Origin of the sequence: Pseudomonas sp. SJZ074 (genome assembly GCF_007828215.1) — a bacterium.
Lineage (GTDB): Bacteria > Pseudomonadota > Gammaproteobacteria > Pseudomonadales > Pseudomonadaceae > Aquipseudomonas.
This window is the reverse complement of record NZ_VIUE01000003.1, coordinates 158,868-181,528: the sequence shown is the minus strand read 5'-3', so window position 1 is coordinate 181,528 and position 22,661 is coordinate 158,868. Positions and strand designations below refer to the sequence as shown.

Genomic DNA, 22,661 nt, shown 5'->3' with positions numbered 1-22,661 from the left:
GGGGGTGCGCCTTGCGCGAAATCGTCCTGATAAACATCACTGGCAGCGACCGTCCGGGTCTGACTGCGGCCATTACCGGCGTTCTGGCCCAAGGTGGTGTGAACATTCTCGATATCGGTCAGGCGGTGATCCACGACACGCTATCGTTTGGCATCCTGGTTGAAATTCCGGATGCCGAACAGAGCAAATCGGTGCTCAAGGACATCCTGTTCACCGCTTACAAGCTCGATCAACAGGTACGCTTCACGCCGGTGTCCGAAGCGGACTACCAGCACTGGGTAGCCGGCCAGGGCAAGAAACGGCACATCGTCACCTTGTTGACCCGCAAGGTCAGCGCCGAGCAGTTGCAGCGCGTCAGTTCGATCACCGCCCAATACGGCCTGAACATCGATCACATCGACCGCTTGTCCGGGCGCATGCCGCTGGACACCCCGGCGGACAAGGGCAAGGGCTGCATCGAATTTTCCGTGCGCGGCGAGCCGGCCGATCCCCAGGCGTTGCGTGCCGAGTTCCTGAGCGTGGCCCAGGAGCTGAACGTCGACATCGCGTTCCAGGAAGACTCGCTGTTCCGGCGTAACCGTCGCCTGGCGGTGTTCGACATGGATTCGACCCTGATCGAAGCCGAAGTCATCGACGAACTGGCCAAGGCTGCCGGCGTGGGCGACAAGGTCTCGGCCATCACCGAGCGGGCCATGGCCGGCGAGCTGGATTTCCGTGCCAGCTTCAAGGAGCGCCTGGCCCTGCTTAAAGGTCTGGACGTCGGCGTGCTGGATTCCATTGGTGCTTCCCTGCGCCTGACCGAAGGCGCCGAGACCCTGTTCGCCGAGCTCAAGCGCCTGGGCTACAAGACCGCCATCCTGTCCGGCGGTTTTACCTACTTCGCCAAGCAGTTGCAGACCAGGCTCGGCATCGACTACGTATTCGCCAATGAGCTGGAAGTAGTGGACGGTAAAGTGACCGGCGTGGCCGTCGAGCCTATCGTCGATGCCCAGCGCAAAGCAGACCTGCTGCGGGAACTGGCCGAGAAAGAAGGCCTGCGCCTGGAGCAGACCATCGCCGTGGGCGACGGTGCCAATGACCTGCCGATGCTGGCGATAGCGGGCCTGGGCGTGGCGTTCCGGGCCAAGCCGCTGGTCAAGCAATCGGCCAGGCAAGCGATCTCGACCCTGGGGCTGGATGGGGTGTTGTACCTGCTCGGTTTCAGGGATCGTGACGGGCAGCTCTAACACGCAGCTACCCCTATTGCTTGTGGCTGAGGAATTTATCCTTGTGCTGAGGTATTTATCTGTGGCGAGGGGATTCAGCAAAACGTCGCACCGCCCCGCTGGGCTGCGCAGCAGCCCCAATACAGCCCACCCCTCACCAACCTGACACAGCGAAGTGTCAGGATTCAGGGCTGCTTTGCAGCCCAGCGGGGCGGTGCGACGTTTCGATAAATCCCCTCGCCACAAGGTATCTGTTGCCCGTTAAAGCGACTTCCACAACGAATCGAAATCCCCATCCCGGTCATCGCCACCCTCGGCGGGGCCGGCATCCTCCTGGTGATAGGCAAACTGGTTGAAGCTGTGGGTGCTGGTCACTCGTCGGTCCAGGCCGGCCCGGAGTTCCTGGCCGTTGGTGTTGATCAGGACCTGTTGTCCCTCCTGGAACGGCAGACGCGGGGCGATCATGGTCGCGGGGAGTTCGATGGCGCTGATCTCGGGCAATAACAACCCCCGCAGATAATGACTGGGTTCATTCTTCTCCCGGAGCAATTGCACGCCGCAAGGCTGGGCATAGGGCGCGACCAGCTCGATGCCCATCTGCATGGTGCCACCGCGAACCTGGCGGATCCAGCGCACCACCGCGACGCTCCAGGCTTGATCATCGGTGTCCCGAATGCCGATCATTTCCCCGGCCTGCAGTTGTTCCGGTACTTCTTTCGGCCAGCCGAGGCAGTAACCCCCGGGGCTGTGGTTGACGATCGGCAATTGGTAGGTGGGGAAGTGGTGTTGGTTGTCCGACCCGCTACCCTCTTCATCGGCCGGGTTGACCGGGTACTCGATCTCTTCGTAGGGCAGCATGTCGCTGTCCCCCGTGGGGGCGGCGTCGAAGGCTTGCTTCCAGGTATCGTTGGTCTTGCTGGGCGAGGCTTCGAAGCGGGCCTTGCGGGTAGCGGGGGTCTTCAGGATTTCGCTGAAGGAGCGTTCACCGCCAAGGTAATAGTGCAAGGCGCTCATGCCTACGCATAGGGTCAGCGTGCCATTGCCTTCGGTGCGCTGGAAGCTGCGTTCGACGGCTTCACCCCAGGCGGCCTGCAGGTGCTGCAAGGTATCGGTGTTCATGCCGCCAGGTACCGGCAGGGTATGTTCGGCAGGTCGCTCCAGGTGGATGGCAATAGCGCGCACCAGCGGCTCAAGGTCGACGCCCAGGAGGCCCGGCTGTTGCTCGGTCCTGAACTTGGAGCGGTAGCGCGGCCCGATATCCAGCTCCGGCGCGACGGCGAACAGGCTGGTGGCCGTGCCGGTCGGGTCCAGCTTGATCCGTTGGCTCCAGGCTTCCAGCACTTCGGCCAGTCGTGCAATCTGCCCCTGGCGCAGCTGATTGCTGCGTGATGCGCCCAGCAGCAGGGCTACGACGTAGGTTTGCTCGGCACTCAGCTGCTGGACCTGGCTGACCAGGTCATCGTTGACACTTTGATGTTGCAACCGGTACTGGCAAGCGATCCGGTACAGCTGGTGCAGATCGAGCCATAGCCCTTCAGGCACCGGGCTGTACAACTCGGTGGCGCGCAGCAGGGGACCGTTGAGGGCATGCATCGCCCTTTGCAGCGCGGTACTCAGCAGGCGGGCCCGGTCCTTGGTGAACTTCGGTACGATGCGCGCCACAATCTGTTTGTAGCCCATCGCCAGGTGATTTTGCAGGGCCTGGCACAGGTTGACGATCTTGCGCGAGCGGTCATCGAGCACGATGGCCTGCTGCAGGAAATGCCGCTCCAGGTGCTTGCAGACGTAGTACACCTCGGGCCGCAGCAATTCGAGCAGCTGCAGGCGGTTCTCGCTGGGTGTGAGCAGCAGATTGAGTTCGCCGATGGCCTGGTACAGCAGGCGAGCCGTTTCGCCGATGTTGGCCTTGGGCAGGTTGGCGATCCAGCGCTTGAGGTCGCGCGGCGTGGCATCGCAGAACGTCAGGCGTGACTGTGTCGGGGTCGAGACACGCAATAGCTGGAGAGGGCTGGTCTCATTCATGCCGTGGACGGCTCCGGCTGGAAATGAAGGGGATGCCTTCAACTCTAGCAGGTGTTGCCCAAAGCAGCGTCCGATCTGTTCCGAAGGCAACCGTGGGAGCGAGCAGGGCTCACCCCCACAGGGAGGGGTAGTGGCCTTAGGCTTTGGGAAGCGCCAGCCCCTGGCCCATCCGCACCGGCGAGCCGGCCACCAGATCCTCGGCCCATTTCACCTGGCCTGGTCCGAACAGCACGATGGCGGTCGAGCCCAGTTTGAAGCGGCCCAGCTCGGCGCCTTTTTCCAGGTGGATCGGCGCGCGGGCGGCTTCGTCGTAGCGGAAGGTCTTCAGTTCGCGCTTGGGTGGCGTGACCAGCCCGGCCCAGACGGTTTCGATGGAGGCCACGATCATCGCGCCCACCAGCACCACGGCCATCGGCCCGCGCTCGGTGTCGAAAATGCACGCCACCCGTTCGTTGCGGGCGAACAGCTCCGGAACGTTTTCGGCGGTGGTCTGGTTGACCGAGAAGATGCGGCCCGGAATGTAGACCATTTCCCGCAAGGTGCCGGCCAGCGGCATGTGCACGCGGTGATAATCCTTGGGCGACAGGTAGATGGTGGCGAAATCGCCACCCATGAATGGCGCGGCGTTGGCCGAGTCGCCACCCAGCAGTTCCAGCACGCTGAAGCTGTGGCCCTTGGCCTGGAAGACCCGGCCATGCTCGATCGGGCCGAGCTGGCTGACGGCGCCGTCGGCAGGGCTGAGGACCGCGCCCGGCGTTTCATCCAGCGGCCGCGCGCCTTCTTTCAAGGCGCGGGTAAAGAACGCGTTGAAGTGCTCATAGGCGGTCAGGTCTTCCACCAGAGCCTGGGACATGTCCACTTGATAACGCTTGGCGAACCACTGGGTGAACGCGTTCTTGAACCAGCGCACGCGGCATTCGGCAATGCAGCCGGCCAGGCGTGACAGCAAGTGGTGGGGCAGCAGGTACTGAGTGATGATGAACAAACGGTTTTTCATTAAATGTCCTTAGGAACCTTCAAAGCTCGATCGGGGTGTCGGGGTGGTTGCCCCATTCGCCCCAGGAACCGGCGTAGCCCTTGACCCGTGGGTAACCGAGCGCCTTGGCCACCAGATAGGTGAAGCCGGAACGGTGGTGAGTCTGACAGTGGGTGATGACCTCTTTGTCCGGCGTGATGCCCAGTTGTTCGAGGATCTGCGGCATGTCCTGGCGGATGCGCAGGCTGCGCGCCTTGTCCATGCCCGCGGTCCATTCGAAATTGATCGCGCCGGGAATGTGACCACCCCTGGCCGCCACGACTTTCTCGCCCGAATATTCCAGCGGGCCGCGCGCGTCCCAGATCGCCAGGTCGGCGGCGCCGAGACGGCTTTGCAGGTATTCGCGGGTGGCGGTGGGTTCGTCGCGCAGCGTCAGTTGCACCGGGGCGCCGACGGAGGCCGGTACATCGGTGCTGACCGGCAGGCTTTCGTCCAGCCACGCCAGGAGGCCGCCGTCGAGGTAGTGGTACTTCGAATGGCCGATCACGTCCAGCAGCCAGATAAAGCGTCCGGCCCAGCCGCCACCTTCGTCGTCATAGACCACGTAGACCGCATCCGGGTTGTGCCCGAGCTCGCCGAACAGTGTCTCGAGATCGGCTTTGGCCGGCAACAGCCCCGGAGCTGGCGGCTGGCCCAATTGGGTGCGCTTGGGATCGACGAAGCGTGCGCCGGGAATGTGACCGGTGCTGTAGCGCGCGGCGCTGGTCAGGTCCACCAGAATCAGTTCGCGGGCTTCGAGACGCGGGAGCAGATCGCTTGGCTCGATCACCAGCGGCAAGCCAGAGAAGTCAGGCATGTCAGGTCTCCAGGGGCACAAAAGGAAGCGATTGTAGCAAGTTCAGCGACCGCGGTTGGTAAAGGTGTGCAGGGCTCGCTCGATGCACTGCACGGTCCTGCCGAAGGCTTGCACCGTTACATCCGTGAAGGGGCCGCCGCCCTGGTCCACGGCCACCAGCATGATCACCCGGCCATTGCAGGTCAAAGAGCGCAACAGCATGTGCTCGCCCTTGAACAGGGCGCGCAGGCCCGGTGGCAGCAGGGCCGAGAACTGCGCATTGTTCTCCGGGTTCAGGCGGACCTGGGCCTGCTGTGCCAGCAACCGTTGCAATACCTTGCTCTGGTCGATGGAGAAACTCATGGCCGCCGCCTCGGGGGGCAGGCCGGCAGTCTGGTGCACGCGCACGCTGGTCTGGCTGCGGTCGGCCATCAGGATCAACACCCTGCGCATGCCGCACGCCACCAGCGCATCCCGGGCCGAGGTGGTCAGGTGCATGGCGTTGCTGAACGGGCTCGGTTCCACCAGCAACGCCGCGCATCGCTTGCGCCACAGGGCCAGGTCTTCGGCGCTGGGTTGGACGACGGAAGGCCCTGCGACCTGGACGCGACGGCTGCCGGGCGGCCAGAGCAGTGCCTCGGCCGGGTGCCAGAGGTCCGGCATGGCGTGGTGGCGGGCACTGTTGGCGGCCTGCTGGTGCATCTGTTGCTGAAGCTCATCCATGGGCATCTGCAGGTACAGGCTGGTGAGGTATTGCCAGCGGAGGTTGTGGGGACAGTCCCAGGCCTGATGCGCTGAAAGTGCCAGGCCGTTCGCCAGCAGCACGGTATTGGCCGGCTGGTTGAGCCAACGTCGCAGGGTCGGATCATCGTCCAGGCGATTCTGCTGGCGCAACGGGTGTTCGCTGTCCCGGGCGATGCGTAACACCTTCACCAGTTCACGACGTTCGTTGAGCAGCAGGCGATAGCCTTGGGCCACCCAGATCGGCAAGCGCCAGGCTTCCACCACCGCGAGACAGATCTCCAGCAGGCCGACACCGAACAGTTCGCGTTCCACCTTGCTGGCCGACTGGCCTCTATGCATCATCCGCATCTCCCATTCCCCCAGCAACCGCGGGTGCGTCAGGGCCAGGGGCCAGAGCGGTGACAGGAACAGCAGACTACCCCAGTGGATGTCTTGCCACAGCCGCGCCAGGCGGCTGGCAAAGAAGCCATTGGCCTGTTGCGTGGCGTGCTGGCTGATCAATTGCAACTGGCGCAGGGTGACGGGGATCTCCTGCTCCGGCAGCGAGGGCAGGCGGGCGAGCAACTCCTCGGTACGTTTGAGGCCGAGGCGGTTGATGGCGACTTCGAGGTTTTCCGCCGGCTCAGTGAGGCTGCCGTGGGTATGATGGTTGGCTTCGCGGATGACGCTCAGGGCCAGGGCAGGACTGTCCTGCATGAGCTCGGCGATGTCACGTAGCGAGCGGCGGCTATCGGCGACGGCCTTGCAGACCTGGTCATGACTGGCCTGGGGCACCGGCAAATGCACGCCCTCGAGCAGTTTTACCCAGCCTTCGAGGGTGGTCGGTCGTGGGGTTGGAACCTTCGTTTCGTTAGCCATGGCTGGACGTGATCATCGCATGCTGCAACGTGGCAAACTGGCTTTTCGCCAGAACTGGCTATAGTCTGGCGCAGTTTTGCCGATAAGTAGAAGAAGAGATTTTCCAGCTTCCGAATATGACCTTGAACCCGACTTAAATAAGTACTTTCAATCTATGGCTAAAATTATCGGCATCATAGTCGTGTTCGCGAGCGTGCTCGGCGGATACGTGCTCTCCCATGGCAAGATTGCCGCCCTGATCCAACCCTTCGAGGTCATGATCATCGGTGGTGCGGCCCTTGGCGCATTCCTGCAGGCCAACCCCGGCTACATGACGATGCACGTGCTCAAGAAATCCTTGGGCATGTTCAGTTCGCGCTTCAGCCACACCTTCTATCTCGAGGTGCTGGGGCTGATCTACGAGATCCTCAACAAAAGCCGCCGCGAAGGCATGATGGCGATCGAGGGCGATATCGAAGACGCCGCCGCCAGCCCGATCTTTGCCAAGTACCCGGCAGTGCTCAAGGACGCCCGCATGACGGCGTTCATCTGTGATTACCTGCGCATCATGTCGTCCGGCAACATGGCCCCCCATGAGCTCGAAGGCCTGTTCGACATGGAGCTGTACAGCCTCAAGGAAGACCTTGAGCATCCGTCCCACGCCGTGACCGGCATCGCTGACGCCATGCCCGGCTTCGGTATCGTCGCGGCGGTACTGGGTATCGTGGTGACCATGGCTTCCCTGGGCGATGGCGACCAGAAGTCCATCGGCCTGCACGTGGGTGCGGCGCTGGTCGGTACCTTCTTCGGTATCCTGGCCGCTTATGGTTTCTTCGGTCCCCTGGCCCATTCCCTGGCCCATGATGCCAAGGAAGAACTCAACACCTACGAGGCCATCAAGGCCTCCCTGGTGGCCTCGGCCTCGGGCATGCCTCCTTCGCTGGCCGTGGAATTCGGCCGCAAGGTCCTGTACCCGGCGCACCGTCCAAGCTTTGCCGAGCTGGAACAAGCGGTTCGCGGTCGCTAAGCCATGGAGAACAACCAGCCGATCATCATCAAGCGTGTCAAGCGCATAGCCGCTGGACACCACGGGGGCGCCTGGAAAATCGCCTTCGCCGACTTCGCGACGGCGATGATGGCGTTCTTCCTGGTGCTATGGCTGCTGTCCACCGCGACCCCGGAACAGAAGATCGCCATCGCCGGTTACTTCAAGGACCCGGTCGGCTTCTCCGAAAGCGGCACGCCCTACATCATCGACCTGGGCGGATCGCCGACCCTCGCGCCGGAAAATACGCTCAACCCCGAGGTCAAGTCCCAGCCGCAGCCCGACAAGGTGACGGTGGATTCCGAGCAGGTCGAGGGTATGGCCGAGCAGGTCGAGCGCGAACGTCTGGAATTGTTGTTGCAGGAGTTGCAGAACAAGGTCGACGAGAACCCGCAACTGCAGAAATTCAAGGACCAGATCCTGTTCGAGATCACGCCGAACGGCTTGCGCATCCAGATCACGGATGCCGAGAACCGGCCGATGTTCGATTCCGGCAGCGCACGCCTGAAGCCTTATTTCGAGGACATCCTGCTGGCCATGGCCGACACCATCAAGGCGGTGCCGAACAAGATCAGCATCAGCGGCCACACCGACGCCAAGCCGTACGTCGGCAAGGGCGACTTCGGCAACTGGGAACTCTCCGCCAACCGCGCCAACGCGGCACGTCGTGCCCTGGTGGCCGGCAGCTATCCGGATGAGCAGGTGGCGCGGGTGGTCGGATATGCCTCTTCGGCGTTGTTCGACCGCAAGGATCCGTTCAATCCGGTCAACCGGCGTATCGATATCGTGGTGTTGACCAAGAAGGCCCAGAAGGCCATCGAAGGTTCGCAGACCGACGATCCGGCACCCGACCCGGCCCAGGGCGAGAGGGCCCCGGGCGAAGCACCGGCGGCGACGCCGGGGGCTGCGGCCGATCCGAACGCCTTGCCGGCCGATCAGCAACCGGTGCCGGCCCATGAGTTGCGCGAGCGTCTGAATCTGTTCGACGATGCCGCGCCGAAACCGCCGGGAACGCCTGCACAATAATCCAGCCGCCGATACCTGTGGCGAGGGGACAAGTCCCCTCGCCACAATTGTGTCTGGCTTACATCCCTTTGGGTCAGTAGCTGCTTTCCGGCAAGCTGGCGATGATCGAGCGATAGCTGTTCATCCGTTGCTGCTGCACGCGACCGTCTTCCAGTGCCTTGAGCAGGGCGCAGCCGGGTTCGCGGTCGTGCTTGCAGTCACGGAAGCGGCAGGTGCCGATCAGGTCGTTGAACTCGATGAACCCGGCCTCTACATCGGCCCGGCTGACATGGCCCAGGCCGAACTCGCGGATGCCTGGCGAGTCGATCAGCTCACCGCCGCCGGGAAAGTGGAACAGCCGCGCGGTAGTGGTGGTGTGGGTGCCCTGGCCCGACAGTTCGGACAGCGGCCCGACCCGGGTTTCGACCTCCGGCAGCAAGCTGTTGACCAACGAAGACTTGCCGACACCGGACTGGCCGACGAACACGCTGATGCGCCCGTCCAACTGCCGTTGCAATTGTTCCATGCCATTGCCGTGGTGGGCCGAGACTTCCAGCACCGGGTAACCCAGTTGCCGATAGACCGCCAGCAAGGCGTTCAACGCCGGGGCATTCTGCTCGTCGATCAGGTCGAACTTGTTGAGCAGCAACAACGGACGGATGCCGGCGTGTTCGGCCGCCACCAGATAGCGGTCGATCAGGTTGGCATGGGGCTCCGGCAGCGGGGCGAAGACGATGACGATCATGTCGACGTTGGCCGCCACCGGCTTGAGCTGGCCTCGGCTGTCCGGGCGACACAGTTCAGTGTGGCGCGGCAATTGTGCCACGATCACGCCAATACCCTGGTTGCCGGCACGCCAGACCACCTGGTCGCCGGTGACCAGCGCCGGCAGGTTCGCCCGCAGGTGGCAACGGAATACCTGGCCGGCCAACTCGCCTTCACGGGCCTCGACCTCGACCTGCACGCCGAAGTGGGCGATCACCAGGCCGGTCTGTTCGGGGCCGAGGTCGCCGCCTTCCAGGGCTTGCACCGCACTGGACTCGCGTTTGGCGGCGCGGGCTGCGCGTTCGCCCTGGATCTTTTCGATGCGCCAGTTCTGACGACGATTGAGTTGGCGTTTGGCCATGGGTGTTCCGTATGAAAATGCAGCGATTAGGTAAAACGGCGGCGAGTTTAGCACGCCCGCAGGCTTGCCTAGGCTAAACTGCGCAGCTACTCCGAGGAGCCCTTCCTATGCAAAACCCGCAGAACCTGATCTGGATCGACCTGGAAATGACCGGTCTGAACCCCGACACCGACGTCATCATCGAAATGGCCACCATCGTCACCGACAGTGATCTCAACACCCTGGCCGAGGGCCCGGTGATCGCGATCCATCATAGCGACGAGGTCCTGGCCGGCATGGACGAATGGAATACCCGCCAGCACGGCGGCTCGGGCCTGACCCAGCGGGTACGCGAGAGCAAAATCAGCATGGCCGAGGCCGAGGCCCAGACCATCGCCTTCCTGGAGCAGTGGGTGCCGAAGGGCAAGTCACCGATCTGTGGCAACAGCATCTGCCAGGACCGGCGCTTCCTCTATACCCATATGAAGTCCCTGGAAAGCTATTTCCATTACCGCAACCTGGACGTCTCCACCCTCAAGGAACTGGCCGCCCGCTGGGCACCTGAAGTGCGTGACAGCTTCCAGAAGGGTGGCAGCCACCTGGCCCTGGACGACATTCGCGAGTCCATTGCCGAGCTGCAGCATTACCGTAAGCATTTCATCAAGTTTTAAACAGTCATCACCGGTAAAAGAGCATTTTGTGGCGAGGGGATAAATCCCCTCGCCACAAGTTCTGCGCTTGCCGGGGCGATGACTGCCCTCTTTTGGTGCCTGCCCGAAATGGCTAGACTGCGCGCCTTCCTGCAAGGACCGCCATCATGTTGTTGATGCTCTATCTGATCGCCATCACCGCCGAAGCCATGACCGGCGCCCTGTCCGCCGGGCGGCGGGGCATGGATTGGTTCGGCGTGGTACTGATCGCCTGCGTCACGGCGCTGGGTGGCGGCTCGGTGCGCGACGTGTTGCTTGGGCATTACCCGCTCACCTGGGTCAAGCACCCGGAATACCTGGTGCTGACCACGGCGGCGGCAATGTTGACGGTGTTCCTGGCGCGCTGGATGCGTCATCTGCGCTCGATGTTCCTGGTGCTCGACGCCGTGGGCCTGGTGGCATTCACGCTGATCGGCTGCATGACGGCCCTGGAAATGGGGCATGGCATGTTGGTGGCGTCGGTCAGTGGCGTCATTACCGGCGTGTTTGGCGGTATTCTGCGCGACATCTTCTGTAACGATATTCCGCTGATCTTCCGGCGCGAGCTGTATGCCAGTGTCTCGTTTGCCGCCGCATGGTGTTATCTACTGTGCGTCTACCTGGCTTTGCCCAGTGAACAGGCTGTGCTCATCACCTTGTTCGGCGGTTTCCTGCTGCGGCTCCTGGCGATCCGCTTTCACTGGGAAATGCCGAAGTTCGTCTACAACGACGAGGTCTGACGCTGCGCGTGCTGGCGTAGCGCCCATTCCACATGCTCACGCACCAGCGCCGAGGAATGATCGCGGCGTGCCTCCAGTGCCTGAAGCACTGGAATCGTTGACGGTGCGTTGCCCAGGCCTACCGCCAGGTTGCGCAGCCAGCGCTCATAGCCGGCACGGCGCAGCGGTGAGCCTTCGGTGCTCTTGAGAAAGGTTTCCTCGTCCCACAGGAACAGCTCGGCCAGCCCGGCATTGTCCAGGTTGTGGCGTGGCTTGAAGTCATTTTCTCCGGATGGCCGGGCGAAACGGTTCCACGGGCAAACGATCTGACAGTCGTCGCAGCCGAACACCCGGTTGCCGATCAAGGGGCGCAGCTCTTCAGGAATCGCGCTTTTCAGCTCGATGGTCAGGTAGGAAATGCAGCGGCGGGCGTCCAGTACGTAGGGGCCGATGAAGGCATTGGTCGGACAGATGTCCAGGCATGCCGTGCATTTCCCACAGTGTTCGCTGGCGTGGGGCGGATCCACCGGCAGCGGCAGGTCGACAAACAGTTCGCTCAGGAAGAAATAACTGCCGGCCTTGCGGTTCAGTACCAGGGTGTTCTTGCCGATCCAGCCGAGGCCGGCCTGTTCGGCGATGGCTTTTTCCAGGACCGGTGCGCTGTCGACGAAGGCGCGGTAGCCGAAGGGGCCGATGACCGCCTGGATTTTTTCTGCCAATTGTTGCACGCGTTTACGGATCAATTTGTGGTAATCGCGGCCCAACGCATAACGCGAGACGTAGGCTTTTTCCGGTTGGCCGAGCATCTGCGCCATGTGCGTGTCGCCTGGCAGGTAGTCCATGCGCAGCGACACCACCCGCAGCGTGCCAGGCACCAGTTCGTCGGGATGCGAGCGCTTGCTGCCATGGGCGCCCATGTAATCCATTTCACCGTGGTAACCCGCATCGAGCCAGCGCTGCAGGTGTTGCTCATGCTCGCCAAGGTCCAGTCCGCTGATGCCGACTTGCTGGAAACCCAGCTCGCGGCCCCAGTCCTTGATGGATTGGGCGAGGGCGGGGAGATCGGTGGGAATGGCAGGCATGAGGCGAGAGAAACCGGAGCTGAGATGCGTATAATTCTGCCAGACATCGGAGCCTGAAGACGCATGCCGCACACTAAAGATGATTTTCCCGACGCACTGTACAGTGCCGCGCAGGTCCGGGCCCTTGATGCACAGCTGATTGCGGCAGGCACCACCGGCTTTGAATTGATGCAACGAGCGGCTCGCGCCACTTGGCGGGCCATCGTCCGACGCTGGCCTGATGCCAGTGAACTGACCGTGCTCGCCGGCCATGGCAACAACGCCGGCGACGGTTACCTGGTGGCTACCCTGGCCCGGCGTGCCGGTTGGTCAGTGCGGGTCCTGACGGTGGGCGAGCCCCGCCGTCTGCTGGGTGACGCCGCCAACGCCCATGCCGAGGCCGTCGCGGTTGGTGTACCGGTAGAACCCTGGTCGGATGAGTCGGAATTGCGCGGCGTGCTGCTGGATGCGTTGCTCGGGACCGGCTTGAGCGGCGAGGTGCGTGAGCCTTATGTCCGGGCCATCGATACGATCAACGTCAGTGGCCTCCCGGTCGCCGCGGTGGATATCCCCTCGGGGCTGTGTGCCGATACCGGACGGGTGCTGGGCACTGCGGTGAGCGCCGATCTGACCGTGACCTTCATTGGCCTGAAGCTGGGCTTGTTCACCGGCGATGCCGCGGACCGGGTCGGTGAGTTGGTCTTCAACGACCTCCACGCCGATCCTGACATCGTTGAAGCGGCGCCGGTCACTGCCCGATTGCTCTCACCCCATAATCTGCCGCGTCTGACGCCTCGCGCGCCTACTTCCCACAAAGGCTCGTTCGGGCATGTCCTGTTGATCGGTGGCGACCGTGGGTTTGGCGGCGCTATCCAGATGAGTGCCGAAAGCGCCCTGCGTTGCGGTGCGGGCATGGTCTCCATGGCAACCCGCAGCGAGCATGTCGGCGCTGCGCTGACCCGTTTGCCGGAGGTCATGGTGCAAGGCACTCATTCGGCGAACCAACTGATGGGGTTGCTCAAGCAGGCCGGTGTGCTGGTGGTCGGGCCCGGACTGGGCCAGGCTGCGTGGGGCCGCAGTCTGTTGTCGGCGGCGGCCAATGCGCCGTTGCCCCAGGTATGGGACGCCGATGCACTGAATCTGCTGAGTGTCGGTGCGGTCAGCCTGCCGGAGGGCTGTGTGATCACCCCGCATCCGGGCGAAGCTGCGCGGCTCCTGGATATCTCCACGGCCCAGGTGCAGGCGGATCGCCCGGCTGCCGCACAGGCTTTGAGCAAAAAATACACAGCTACGGTGATTCTCAAGGGCGCCGGCAGTCTGATTGCCAGCCCGGACGGTCGCCTGGCCGTTTGCAGTCAGGGTCATCCTGCCATGGCGACCGCTGGTCTGGGGGATGTGCTGGCCGGAGTGGTCGGTGCGTTGCTCGCCCAAGGGTTGGCGGGCTTCGAGGCCGCGTGCCTGGCGGTGTGGCTGCACGCCAATGCCGGCACGCAAGCCGGTCGGTCGGGCCGGGGGCTGGCGGCGACCGATCTGATTCCGGCCATTCGTCAGTTGTTGGAGGAGCAATCACCTTGTCTGAAGTAACCCTGTATATGGCTGACGAACAAGCCATGACGGCATTCGGTGCCCGTATCGCGCGTATCACGGCGGGCCACGGTCTGGTTTTCCTCGTCGGCGATCTCGGCGCGGGCAAGACCACCTTGTCCCGGGGCATCATTCGCGGCCTCGGGCACGTCGGCGCGGTAAAAAGCCCCACGTTCACCTTGGTCGAACCCTACGAGATCGGCGACATCCGTGCGTTTCATTTTGACCTGTATCGATTGGTAGACCCCGAGGAACTGGAGTTCCTCGGCATTCGCGATTATTTCGAGGATGACGCCTTGTGTCTGATCGAATGGCCCGATAAGGGTGCAGGCTTTTTGCCAAAGCCTGACCTGACCATTACCATTGGCGCGCAGAACGGCGGGCGTTCGCTGAAACTGACGCCGCAAGGCTCGCGTGGCGAGTCGTGGTGTGCCGCTTTGGCATTGGAAAACTAATTGATGATGGGGTTTGGTATGCGCTTTCGCGCGGTGGTTGCTGTCGTAGGACTGTTGCTTACGGCACTGGCCGTCGATGCTGTGGCTGAGACAAAGGTCAACAGCGTTCGCCTCTGGCGGGCGCCGGACAACACGCGGCTGGTGTTCGACCTTACCGGCCCTGTGCAACACAGCGTATTCACTCTGACCGCCCCGGATCGCCTGGTGATCGACATCAATGGCGCATCCCTTGGCGCGCCGTTGAACGTGGCGACCGCTAACACGCCGATTACCGCGATGCGTTCGGCCCAGCGTACGCCGACCGACTTGCGGGTGGTCATCGACCTGAAAAAAGCCGTGACCCCGAAAAGCTTCACCCTCGCCCCGAACGCCCAGTACGGCAACCGGCTGGTGGTGGACCTGTTCGACAACCCGGCCGACGCCGCGCCGCCTCCACCGGCGCCGACCAATGTCGCCACGGTGCCGGCGGTGCCGGTCACGCCGACCGAGCCTGCGATCAAGCTGCCACCGGCCCCGGCCGGCAAGCGCGACATCATCGTGGTGATCGACGCCGGTCACGGCGGCGAAGACCCGGGCGCGTCAGGCTCGCGGGGCCAGCGTGAAAAAGACGTGGTGCTGTCCATCGCCCGCGAGCTGCAACGCCAGGTCAATGGCATGAAAGGCTTCCGTGCCGAACTGACCCGTACCGGCGACTACTTCATCCCGTTGCGTGGCCGTACCGAAATCGCCCGCAAGAAAGGCGCTGACCTGTTCGTTTCCATCCACGCCGATGCGGCCCCTTCGGCGGCGGCTTTCGGCGCCTCGGTGTTTGCCCTGTCTGACCGTGGCGCTACTTCCGAGACCGCCCGTTGGCTGGCCGACAGCGAAAACCGTTCCGACCTGATCGGTGGTGCCGGCAATGTCAGCCTCGACGACAAGGACCGGATGCTGGCTGGCGTGTTGCTCGATCTGTCGATGACCGCCTCGCTGACCTCCAGCCTGAACGTCGGCCAGAAAGTCCTGAGCAACATTGGCCGTGTCACGCCACTGCACAAACAGCGTGTCGAGCAGGCCGGGTTCATGGTGCTAAAGTCCCCGGACATCCCATCGATCCTGGTGGAGACCGGCTTCATCTCCAACTCCAACGAAGCCTCCAAGCTGTCGTCGTCCAGCCATCAGCAAGCGCTGGCCCGTTCCATCAGCAGCGGCGTGCGCCAGTTCTTCCAGCAAAACCCGCCGCCGGGCACCTACATTGCCTGGCTGCGCGATTCCGGCAAGATCGCCCAGGGGCCACGGGACCATCGGGTCAGCGCCGGCGAAACCCTGGCGATGATCGCCGTGCGCTATCAGGTGTCGCCCGCGACCTTGCGCAGCGTCAACAACCTCAAGAGTGATGAGCTGAAGATCGGTCAGACCCTGACCATTCCCGGCAACGAAGTGGCGTCCAAGCAATGAGCGATGAAGTGATCGGCAGCAACGCGCGCATCGAACTGCTCAGCCCTCGGCTGGCGAACCAGATCGCCGCCGGTGAGGTGGTGGAGCGCCCGGCGTCGGTCATCAAGGAATTGCTGGAGAACAGCCTCGATTCCGGGGCCAAGCGCATTGACGTGGATGTCGAGCAGGGTGGCGTCAAGTTGTTGCGAGTGCGCGATGACGGTGGCGGTATTTCTGCCGACGACCTGCCGCTGGCCCTGGCGCGTCACGCCACCAGCAAGATCCGCGACCTGGAAGACCTCGAGCGGGTCATGAGCCTGGGGTTTCGTGGCGAAGCGCTGGCCTCCATCAGCTCGGTGTCGCGTCTGACGTTGACCTCGCGCACCCGCGATGCCGAGCAGGCCTGGCAGGTCGAGACCGAAGGTCGGGACATGGCGTCTCGCGTCCAGCCTGCGGCCCATCCGGTGGGCACTTCGGTGGAAGTGCGCGACCTGTTCTTCAATACCCCGGCCCGCCGCAAGTTCCTCAAGGCCGAAAAGACCGAATTCGATCATCTGCAGGAAGTCATCAAGCGCCTGGCCCTGGCGCGTTTTGACGTAGCGTTCCACTTGCGCCATAACGGCAAGACCATCCTCAGCCTGCACGAGGCCCGTGACGACGCGGCCCGTGCCCGCCGTGTGGGCGCGGTGTGTGGTGCGGGCTTCCTGGAGCAGGCATTGCCCATCGAGGTCGAGCGCAACGGCCTGCACCTGTGGGGGTGGGTCGGGTTGCCGACCTTTTCCCGCAGTCAGGCTGACCTGCAGTACTTCTACGTGAATGGTCGGGCGGTGCGCGACAAACTGGTGGCCCATGCGGTGCGCCAGGCCTATCGCGACGTGCTGTTCAACGGCCGGCATCCGACCTTCGTGCTGTTTTTCGAAGTCGACCCGTCGGTGGTGGACGTCAACGTGCACCCGACCAAACATGAAGTGCGCTTCCGCGACGGGCGCATGGTGCACGATTTCCTCTATGGCACCTTGCACCGCGCGTTGGGCGATGTGCGTCCGGAAGACCAGCTGGCGGCGCCGGCTGCGGTGGCCGGCATGGTCCGACCGACCGGGCTGGAAGCCGGCGAATTCGGGCCCCAAGGCGAGATGCGCCTGGCATCCAATACGTTGTTGGAGCAGCCCCAGGCCCAGCCGAGCTACAACGCACCGGGCAGCGGTGCAGGCAGCGGCTATCAGTACCAATACACGCCGCGCCCGCAATCGAACGTGCCAGCAGCCGAGGCCCAGGCTGCCTATCGCGAATTCTTCAAACCCTTGCCAGAAAGCGCAGCGCCCTCGTTGCCCGACGGCCAAGGTGACATTCCGCCGTTGGGTTACGCTCTGGCGCAACTCAAAGGCATCTATATCCTCTCGGAAAACGCCCAGGGCCTGGTCCTGGTGGACATGCACGCGGCCCACGAGCGGATCATGTACGAGCGGCTGAAGATCGCCATGGCCAGCGAAGGCCTGAGCGGCCAGCCGTTGCTGGTGCCTGAATCCCTGGCAGTCAGCCAGCGTGAAGCCGATTGCGCCGAAGAGCACGTGAGCTGGTTCCAGCGCCTGGGCTTCGAACTGCAACGGCTGGGCCCGGAAACCCTGGCGATCCGGCAGATCCCAGCCTTGCTCAAGCAGGCCGAGGCCAATCGACTGGTCAGCGATGTGCTGGCGGACCTGATGGAATACGGCACCAGCGACCGCATCCAGGCGCATCTGAACGAATTGCTCGGCACCATGGCCTGCCACGGTGCGATACGCGCCAACCGGCGCCTGGCCCTGCCGGAAATGAACGGTTTGCTGCGGGACATGGAAAACACCGAGCGCAGTGGCCAATGCAACCACGGCCGGCCGACCTGGACCCAACTGGGCCTGGATGATCTGGACAAACTGTTCCTGCGTGGTCGTTGATGAGCCAACTGCCCCCTGCGATTTTCCTGATGGGCCCGACCGCCGCCGGCAAGACCGACCTGGCCATCGAGCTGACCAAAGTCCTGCCCTGCGAGCTGATCAGCGTCGACTCGGCGCTGGTCTACCGGGGCATGGACATCGGCACGGCCAAACCTTCAAAAGCGCTGCTGGCGGAATTCCCCCATCGGCTGATCGACATCCTGGACCCGGCCGAGGCCTACTCGGCCGCGGATTTCCGCCGCGATGCCCTCCAGGCCATGGCCGACATCACCGCGCGGGGCAAGATCCCGCTGCTGGTGGGTGGGACGATGCTGTATTACAAGGCCTTGATCGATGGGTTGGCCGACATGCCGGCGGCCGATCCCGACGTGCGCGCGCAAATAGAAGCGGAGGCCGCGCGCCTGGGCTGGCAGGCCCTGCACGAGCAATTGGCGGTCATCGACCCGGAGTCGGCGGCGCGTATTCACCCCAACGATCCCCAGCGCCTGAGCCGCGCCCTGGAGGTTTATCGGGTCAGCGGCCAGAGTATGACGGCCCTGCGCCAGCGACAATCTGCGCAAAGTACTGAAGCAGCCGCTTCGGGACTGCAACAATTACCCTATACTGTCGCGAATCTGGCCATCGCCCCGGCGAACCGGCAAGTGCTGCATCGTCGAATTGAACAAAGATTCACATTAATGTTGGAACAGGGATTCATAGACGAGGTCGTAGCCCTGCGTGAGCGAAGTGACCTGCATGCCGGGTTGCCGTCTATACGTGCGGTGGGTTATCGACAAGTCTGGGATTACCTGGACGGCAAGCTGACGTCAGCCGAGATGCAGGAGCGTGGGATCATAGCCACGCGCCAGTTGGCGAAGCGCCAGTTCACCTGGTTGCGCAGCTGGACTGACCTGCATTGGCTCGACAGCCTTGATTGCGACAATCTGCCACGCGCCTTGAAATACCTGGGGACCGTCTCCATATTGAGCTGAGTCCTTGCAATTGCCGTCTATCCTTGGGGGTGTGACGGCCAGAGTCATCTGATTCCGATTTTTATTATTGATCCTTAAAGGAGTGCGGCACATGTCAAAAGGGCATTCGCTACAAGACCCTTACTTGAACACTTTACGTAAAGAGAAAGTCGGGGTGTCCATCTATCTGGTCAACGGGATCAAACTGCAAGGCACGATCGAGTCTTTCGACCAGTTCGTCATCCTTCTGAAAAACACCGTCAGCCAGATGGTCTACAAACACGCTATCTCGACAGTCGTGCCGGTCCGTCCAATTCGTCTGCCAAGCGCAACCGAATCCGAAAGCGGTGACGCTGAGCCGGGTAACGCCTGATAGGAGTCTCCTTTGTTCTTTGAGCGCCACGGTGGTGGTGAGCGGGCCATTCTCGTTCACCTGGATGGACAGGACCCTGAGGCGCGCGAAGACCCGCAGGAGTTTCAGGAGTTGGCACTTTCGGCCGGCGCCGAGACCGTCGCGTTTTTCAACGTGCCGCGTCATCGGCCAACCGCCAAATTCCTGATCGGCAGCGGCAAGGTCGAGGAACTGCGCGACCTGGTCAAGACCGAAGAAGCCGATCTGGTGATCTTCAATCACATCCTCACGCCCAGTCAGGAGCGTAACCTCGAACGCGTATTCGAGTGTCGCGTGATTGACCGTACGGGCCTGATTCTCGATATCTTCGCCCAGCGCGCCCGTACCCATGAAGGCAAGCTCCAGGTCGAACTGGCCCAGCTCGAGCACATGAGCACGCGGCTGGTGCGTGGCTGGACCCACCTTGAGCGGCAGAAGGGTGGTATCGGTCTGCGCGGTCCGGGTGAAACCCAGTTGGAAACCGACCGACGTCTGTTGCGGATTCGCTTGCGCCAGATCAAGGGGCGCCTGGAGAAGGTCCGCAGCCAGCGCGAGCAATCACGGCGCGGCCGCAAGCGTGCGGACATCCCGACGGTTTCCCTGGTGGGCTACACCAACGCCGGCAAATCGACGCTGTTCAATAACGTGACCCAGTCGGACGTCTATGCCGCCGACCAGTTGTTCGCCACACTCGACCCGACCCTGCGTCGGCTCGACCTGGACGACCTCGGGCCGATCGTGCTGGCCGACACCGTGGGTTTCATCCGCCACCTGCCGCATAAACTGGTCGAGGCTTTCCGGGCTACGCTCGAAGAGTCGAGCAACTCCGACCTGCTGCTGCATGTGATCGATGCCGCTGAGCCGGACCGTATGCTGCAGATCGAGCAGGTCATGGTGGTGCTCGGTGAGATCGGAGCCCAGGACTTGCCGATCCTGGAGGTATACAACAAACTCGATTTGCTCGAAGGCGTGGAGCCGCAGATCCAGCGCGATGCCGATGGCAAGCCGCAGCGGGTCTGGTTGTCGGCCCGGGACGGCACCGGTCTCGAACTGCTCCAGCAGGCGGTGGCGGAGTTATTGGGCAGCGATCTGTTTGTCGGTACCTTGAAGCTGCCGCAACGGTTCGCCCGCCTGCGTGCCCAGTTCTTCGAGCTGGGTGCGGTGCAGAAAGAAGAGCATGACGAAGAAGGCACTTGCCTGCTGGCGGTTCGCCTGCCGCGGTCGGAGCTGAATCGGCTGGTCAGTCGTGAAGGACTGAAACCGGTGGAATTCATCGAGCAACACACTTTGCAATAAAAGCCTGAGAAAGCTGTGTCAGGCATTCTGTAGCATTGGCCGGCGCGCCGTGGGTGCGTCTTTGCTTTATCAGATGGAGAGCGCTATGGCTTGGAATGAGCCGGGTGGCAACTCGAATAACCAGGATCCCTGGGGCGGCAAGCGTCGTAACAACGGCGACCGCAAGGGGCCACCGGATCTCGACGAGGCCTTCCGCAAGCTGCAGGAAAGCCTGAACGGTTTGTTCGGTGGTGGTAAGAAACGCGGTGATGACGGCAGTGGTCGTCCAGGCAAGGGCGGCGGTTTCGGCCTGCTCGGCATCGGCCTGGTCGTGCTCGCGGCTATCTGGTTGTACAGCGCGGTGTATGTCGTGGACGAGCAGGAGCAGGCCGTGGTGCTGCGTTTCGGCAAGTACTACGAAACCGTCGGCCCGGGCCTGAACATCTACTTCCCGCCAATCGATCAGAAGTACATGGAGAACGTCACGCGTGAGCGTGCCTATACCAAGCAGGGCCAGATGCTCACGGAAGACGAAAACATCGTCGAAGTGCCGCTGACCGTGCAGTACAAGATCACCAACCTGCAGGACTTCGTACTGAACGTCGACCAGCCGGAAGTCAGCCTGCAGCATGCCACCGAGAGTGCGTTGCGCCATGTGGTGGGTTCCACCGCCATGGACCAGGTGCTGACCGAGGGTCGTGAGCTGATGGCCAGCGAAATCAAGGAGCGCCTGCAGCGGTTCCTCGATACCTATCGCACCGGTATCACCGTCACTCAGGTCAACGTGCAGAGCGCCGCGGCGCCGCGTGAAGTCCAGGAAGCCTTCGACGACGTGATCCGTGCCCGTGAAGACGAGCAGCGTTCGCGCAACCAGGCCGAGACCTATGCCAACGGCGTCGTGCCGGAAGCCCGTGGTCAGGCCCAACGCATCATCGAGGATGCCAATGGTTACCGTGACGAAGTGGTCTCCCGTGCCAAGGGTGAGGCCGATCGCTTCACCAAGCTGGTGGCCGAGTATCGCAAGGCCCCAGAGGTGACCCGTGAGCGTCTGTACCTGGACACCATGCAGGAAGTCTTCAGCAATACCAGCAAGGTCCTCGTGACCGGCAACAAGAATGGCCAGAGCAATCTGCTGTACCTGCCGTTGGACAAGATGGTCGAAAGCGGTCGCAACACCAGCACGCCAGCGGCCAGCACGGCAGCCTCCAGCAATGAAGCGAATGCTCGCGCCGCGGTGGAGCAGCAACAGCAAGCACGTACCAGGGAGAGTCGCTGATGAGCAATAAATCGCTGATCGCCCTTATTGTTGGCGTCGTCGTGGCGATCGCTGCCTGGAATTGCTTCTACATCGTGTCCCAGACCGAGCGGGCAGTGTTGCTGCAGTTCGGTCGCGTGGTCGAGACGGATGTCCAACCGGGGCTGCATGTGAAAGTGCCGTATGTCAACAAGGTGCGCAAGTTCGATGCTCGCCTGATGACGCTGGATGCGCCGACGCAACGCTTCCTGACACTGGAAAAGAAAGCGGTCATGGTCGATGCGTACGCCAAGTGGCGCGTGAAGGATGCCGAGCGCTTCTACACGGCCACCTCGGGTCTCAAGCAGATCGCTGACGAACGCCTGTCCCGCCGCCTGGAGTCGGGTTTGCGTGACCAGTTCGGCAAGCGCACCCTGCATGAGGTGGTGTCCGGTGAGCGTGATGCGCTCATGGCCGACATTACCCGTTCGCTGAATGCCATGGCGGAAAAGGAACTGGGTATTGAAGTGGTCGATGTCCGGGTCAAGGCCATCGATCTGCCTAAGGAAGTGAACCGCAGCGTATTCGAGCGGATGAGCACCGAGCGTGAGCGTGAAGCCCGCGAGCATCGCGCCAAGGGTAACGAGCTGGCCGAAGGCATCCGTGCCGACGCCGATCGTCAACGTCGCGTATTGCTGGCCGAAGCCTATCGTGAGTCGGAAGAGGTTCGCGGTGATGGCGATGCCCAGGCCGCGGCGATCTATGCCAAGGCCTACGGCCAGGACCAGGAGTTCTACGCGTTCTACCGTAGCTTGCATGCCTACCGTGAAAGCTTCGCGCACAAATCCGACGTGTTGGTCCTGGACCCGAGCAGCGAGTTTTTCCGCTACCTGGAAAAGGCCAAGCCTTGATGCCACGTTGACCCGAGGCACTCCGCCCGGCGGCTAAAACGTCTGGCGGGGTGATCCTTTGGGAAAACGGGTGTATGATGCGGCAGCCGGGAAATTCCCGGCTTTTTTGCGTCTGCACGTTCGATTGCGGTTTTGGTTGCAGGCGTCGGGTTGAACGACTCGACAGGCTTTTCGAGGAAAGTGCTGGACGAGGCCGATTCCGGGCCATTCGTCACGTCGCCCTTGCGCGTTTTTTGCGTAGGGCATGGGCGCTTTCTGCTTCACTCAAGGCTTG

20 protein-coding genes are annotated in these 22,661 nt (G+C 62.7%); 14 read left to right on the top strand and 6 right to left on the bottom strand.

All coding sequences use genetic code 11. The features are described 5' to 3' along the window. Window positions 1-11 precede the first annotated feature (11 nt). Window positions 12-1,226 (top strand): phosphoserine phosphatase SerB, encoded by a 1,215-nt coding sequence (gene serB, locus FBX99_RS05365; RefSeq protein WP_144928377.1) that lies wholly within the window; start codon window positions 12-14, stop codon window positions 1,224-1,226. Between the two features lie 240 nt (window positions 1,227-1,466). On the opposite strand, the gene FBX99_RS05360 is transcribed toward serB, so the two are convergent. From FBX99_RS05360 to FBX99_RS05345, 4 genes are all read right to left on the bottom strand, one after another. Continuing rightward, complete coding sequence (locus FBX99_RS05360) at window positions 1,467-3,227, bottom strand: molecular chaperone (protein ID WP_145130847.1); 1,761 nt, start codon at window positions 3,225-3,227, stop codon at window positions 1,467-1,469. A 136-nt stretch (window positions 3,228-3,363) separates the two neighbouring features. After that, window positions 3,364-4,224: an archaetidylserine decarboxylase gene (gene asd / locus FBX99_RS05355; protein WP_145130845.1), complete on the bottom strand. Its 861-nt coding sequence runs from the start codon at window positions 4,222-4,224 to the stop codon at window positions 3,364-3,366. A 19-nt stretch (window positions 4,225-4,243) separates the two neighbouring features. After that, window positions 4,244-5,059 (bottom strand): thiosulfate sulfurtransferase, encoded by an 816-nt coding sequence (gene rhdA, locus FBX99_RS05350; protein WP_144928383.1) that lies wholly within the window; start codon window positions 5,057-5,059, stop codon window positions 4,244-4,246. A 42-nt stretch (window positions 5,060-5,101) separates the two neighbouring features. Beyond that, complete coding sequence (locus FBX99_RS05345; RefSeq protein WP_145130843.1) at window positions 5,102-6,640, bottom strand: HDOD domain-containing protein; 1,539 nt, start codon at window positions 6,638-6,640, stop codon at window positions 5,102-5,104. A gap of 154 nt (window positions 6,641-6,794) precedes the next feature. Here FBX99_RS05345 and motA point away from each other — a divergent pair, with 154 nt between their 5' ends. Together motA and motB are read left to right on the top strand one after the other, a co-directional pair. Beyond that, complete coding sequence (motA, locus tag FBX99_RS05340; protein ID WP_024780812.1) at window positions 6,795-7,646, top strand: flagellar motor stator protein MotA; 852 nt, start codon at window positions 6,795-6,797, stop codon at window positions 7,644-7,646. Between the two features lie 3 nt (window positions 7,647-7,649). Further along, window positions 7,650-8,690, top strand: a complete 1,041-nt coding sequence (motB, locus tag FBX99_RS05335) for a flagellar motor protein MotB (protein ID WP_144928387.1) — start codon at window positions 7,650-7,652, stop codon at window positions 8,688-8,690. Window positions 8,691-8,763: 73 nt separating this feature from the next. Here motB and rsgA read toward each other — a convergent pair whose 3' ends face one another. Next, window positions 8,764-9,795: a small ribosomal subunit biogenesis GTPase RsgA gene (rsgA, locus tag FBX99_RS05330; RefSeq protein ID WP_041020802.1), complete on the bottom strand. Its 1,032-nt coding sequence runs from the start codon at window positions 9,793-9,795 to the stop codon at window positions 8,764-8,766. Window positions 9,796-9,902: 107 nt separating this feature from the next. On the opposite strand from rsgA, the gene orn reads away from it, so the two are divergent. Together orn and FBX99_RS05320 are read left to right on the top strand one after the other, a co-directional pair. Next, window positions 9,903-10,445: an oligoribonuclease gene (gene orn, locus FBX99_RS05325; RefSeq protein ID WP_047227302.1), complete on the top strand. Its 543-nt coding sequence runs from the start codon at window positions 9,903-9,905 to the stop codon at window positions 10,443-10,445. A gap of 143 nt (window positions 10,446-10,588) precedes the next feature. Then, the gene (locus FBX99_RS05320; protein WP_178111847.1) at window positions 10,589-11,203 is read left to right on the top strand and encodes a trimeric intracellular cation channel family protein; all 615 of its coding nucleotides are present in this window, start codon (window positions 10,589-10,591) and stop codon (window positions 11,201-11,203) included. Here the strand turns inward: FBX99_RS05320 and queG are convergent. Beyond that, complete coding sequence (queG, locus tag FBX99_RS05315; RefSeq protein WP_144928391.1) at window positions 11,185-12,264, bottom strand: tRNA epoxyqueuosine(34) reductase QueG; 1,080 nt, start codon at window positions 12,262-12,264, stop codon at window positions 11,185-11,187. The genes FBX99_RS05320 and queG overlap by 19 nt on opposite strands. A gap of 63 nt (window positions 12,265-12,327) precedes the next feature. Between queG and FBX99_RS05310 the strand changes: the two genes are divergently transcribed. The 9 genes from FBX99_RS05310 to hflC all read left to right on the top strand — a co-directional run bounded on the left by FBX99_RS05310 (window position 12,328) and on the right by hflC (window position 22,387). Beyond that, window positions 12,328-13,827 carry an NAD(P)H-hydrate dehydratase gene (locus FBX99_RS05310; protein WP_145130841.1) on the top strand — a complete coding sequence of 500 codons (1,500 nt, stop codon included), beginning with the start codon at window positions 12,328-12,330 and terminating at the stop codon, window positions 13,825-13,827. After that, the gene (gene tsaE / locus FBX99_RS05305; RefSeq protein ID WP_047700359.1) at window positions 13,815-14,282 is read left to right on the top strand and encodes a tRNA (adenosine(37)-N6)-threonylcarbamoyltransferase complex ATPase subunit type 1 TsaE; all 468 of its coding nucleotides are present in this window, start codon (window positions 13,815-13,817) and stop codon (window positions 14,280-14,282) included. Before FBX99_RS05310 ends, tsaE begins: the two co-directional genes overlap by 13 nt. 3 nt (window positions 14,283-14,285) lie before the next feature. Continuing rightward, on the top strand, window positions 14,286-15,716 hold the full coding sequence (locus FBX99_RS05300) for an N-acetylmuramoyl-L-alanine amidase (RefSeq protein ID WP_144928395.1): 1,431 nt from the start codon (window positions 14,286-14,288) through the stop codon (window positions 15,714-15,716). Then, window positions 15,713-17,626 (top strand): DNA mismatch repair endonuclease MutL, encoded by a 1,914-nt coding sequence (gene mutL / locus FBX99_RS05295; RefSeq protein WP_145130839.1) that lies wholly within the window; start codon window positions 15,713-15,715, stop codon window positions 17,624-17,626. Before FBX99_RS05300 ends, mutL begins: the two co-directional genes overlap by 4 nt. Continuing rightward, on the top strand, window positions 17,626-18,597 hold the full coding sequence (gene miaA / locus FBX99_RS05290) for a tRNA (adenosine(37)-N6)-dimethylallyltransferase MiaA (protein WP_144928399.1): 972 nt from the start codon (window positions 17,626-17,628) through the stop codon (window positions 18,595-18,597). The genes mutL and miaA overlap by 1 nt, the downstream gene beginning before the upstream one ends. Before the next feature lie 91 nt (window positions 18,598-18,688). After that, window positions 18,689-18,949 (top strand): RNA chaperone Hfq, encoded by a 261-nt coding sequence (gene hfq, locus FBX99_RS05285; protein WP_144928401.1) that lies wholly within the window; start codon window positions 18,689-18,691, stop codon window positions 18,947-18,949. 12 nt (window positions 18,950-18,961) lie between these two features. Then, window positions 18,962-20,263 carry a ribosome rescue GTPase HflX gene (hflX, locus tag FBX99_RS05280; protein WP_144928403.1) on the top strand — a complete coding sequence of 434 codons (1,302 nt, stop codon included), beginning with the start codon at window positions 18,962-18,964 and terminating at the stop codon, window positions 20,261-20,263. An 85-nt stretch (window positions 20,264-20,348) separates the two neighbouring features. Next, window positions 20,349-21,518, top strand: coding sequence for an FtsH protease activity modulator HflK (gene hflK / locus FBX99_RS05275; protein WP_144928405.1), 1,170 nt, complete (start codon window positions 20,349-20,351; stop codon window positions 21,516-21,518). Next, window positions 21,518-22,387 carry a protease modulator HflC gene (hflC, locus tag FBX99_RS05270; protein WP_144928407.1) on the top strand — a complete coding sequence of 290 codons (870 nt, stop codon included), beginning with the start codon at window positions 21,518-21,520 and terminating at the stop codon, window positions 22,385-22,387. Before hflK ends, hflC begins: the two co-directional genes overlap by 1 nt. The last annotated feature ends 274 nt before the right edge of the window (window positions 22,388-22,661 follow it).

Coding starts and splice junctions, on each gene's coding strand:
- FBX99_RS05360 (WP_145130847.1), bottom strand. CDS start 3,227: ATGAATGAGACCAGCCCTCTCCAGCTATTGCGTGTCTCGACCCCGACA.
- asd (WP_145130845.1), bottom strand. CDS start 4,224: ATGAAAAACCGTTTGTTCATCATCACTCAGTACCTGCTGCCCCACCAC.
- rhdA (WP_144928383.1), bottom strand. CDS start 5,059: ATGCCTGACTTCTCTGGCTTGCCGCTGGTGATCGAGCCAAGCGATCTG.
- FBX99_RS05345 (WP_145130843.1), bottom strand. CDS start 6,640: ATGGCTAACGAAACGAAGGTTCCAACCCCACGACCGACCACCCTCGAA.
- motA (WP_024780812.1), top strand. CDS start 6,795: ATGGCTAAAATTATCGGCATCATAGTCGTGTTCGCGAGCGTGCTCGGC.
- motB (WP_144928387.1), top strand. CDS start 7,650: ATGGAGAACAACCAGCCGATCATCATCAAGCGTGTCAAGCGCATAGCC.
- rsgA (WP_041020802.1), bottom strand. CDS start 9,795: ATGGCCAAACGCCAACTCAATCGTCGTCAGAACTGGCGCATCGAAAAG.
- orn (WP_047227302.1), top strand. CDS start 9,903: ATGCAAAACCCGCAGAACCTGATCTGGATCGACCTGGAAATGACCGGT.
- queG (WP_144928391.1), bottom strand. CDS start 12,264: ATGCCTGCCATTCCCACCGATCTCCCCGCCCTCGCCCAATCCATCAAG.
- FBX99_RS05310 (WP_145130841.1), top strand. CDS start 12,328: ATGCCGCACACTAAAGATGATTTTCCCGACGCACTGTACAGTGCCGCG.
- FBX99_RS05300 (WP_144928395.1), top strand. CDS start 14,286: ATGATGGGGTTTGGTATGCGCTTTCGCGCGGTGGTTGCTGTCGTAGGA.
- mutL (WP_145130839.1), top strand. CDS start 15,713: ATGAGCGATGAAGTGATCGGCAGCAACGCGCGCATCGAACTGCTCAGC.
- miaA (WP_144928399.1), top strand. CDS start 17,626: ATGAGCCAACTGCCCCCTGCGATTTTCCTGATGGGCCCGACCGCCGCC.
- hfq (WP_144928401.1), top strand. CDS start 18,689: ATGTCAAAAGGGCATTCGCTACAAGACCCTTACTTGAACACTTTACGT.
- hflK (WP_144928405.1), top strand. CDS start 20,349: ATGGCTTGGAATGAGCCGGGTGGCAACTCGAATAACCAGGATCCCTGG.
- hflC (WP_144928407.1), top strand. CDS start 21,518: ATGAGCAATAAATCGCTGATCGCCCTTATTGTTGGCGTCGTCGTGGCG.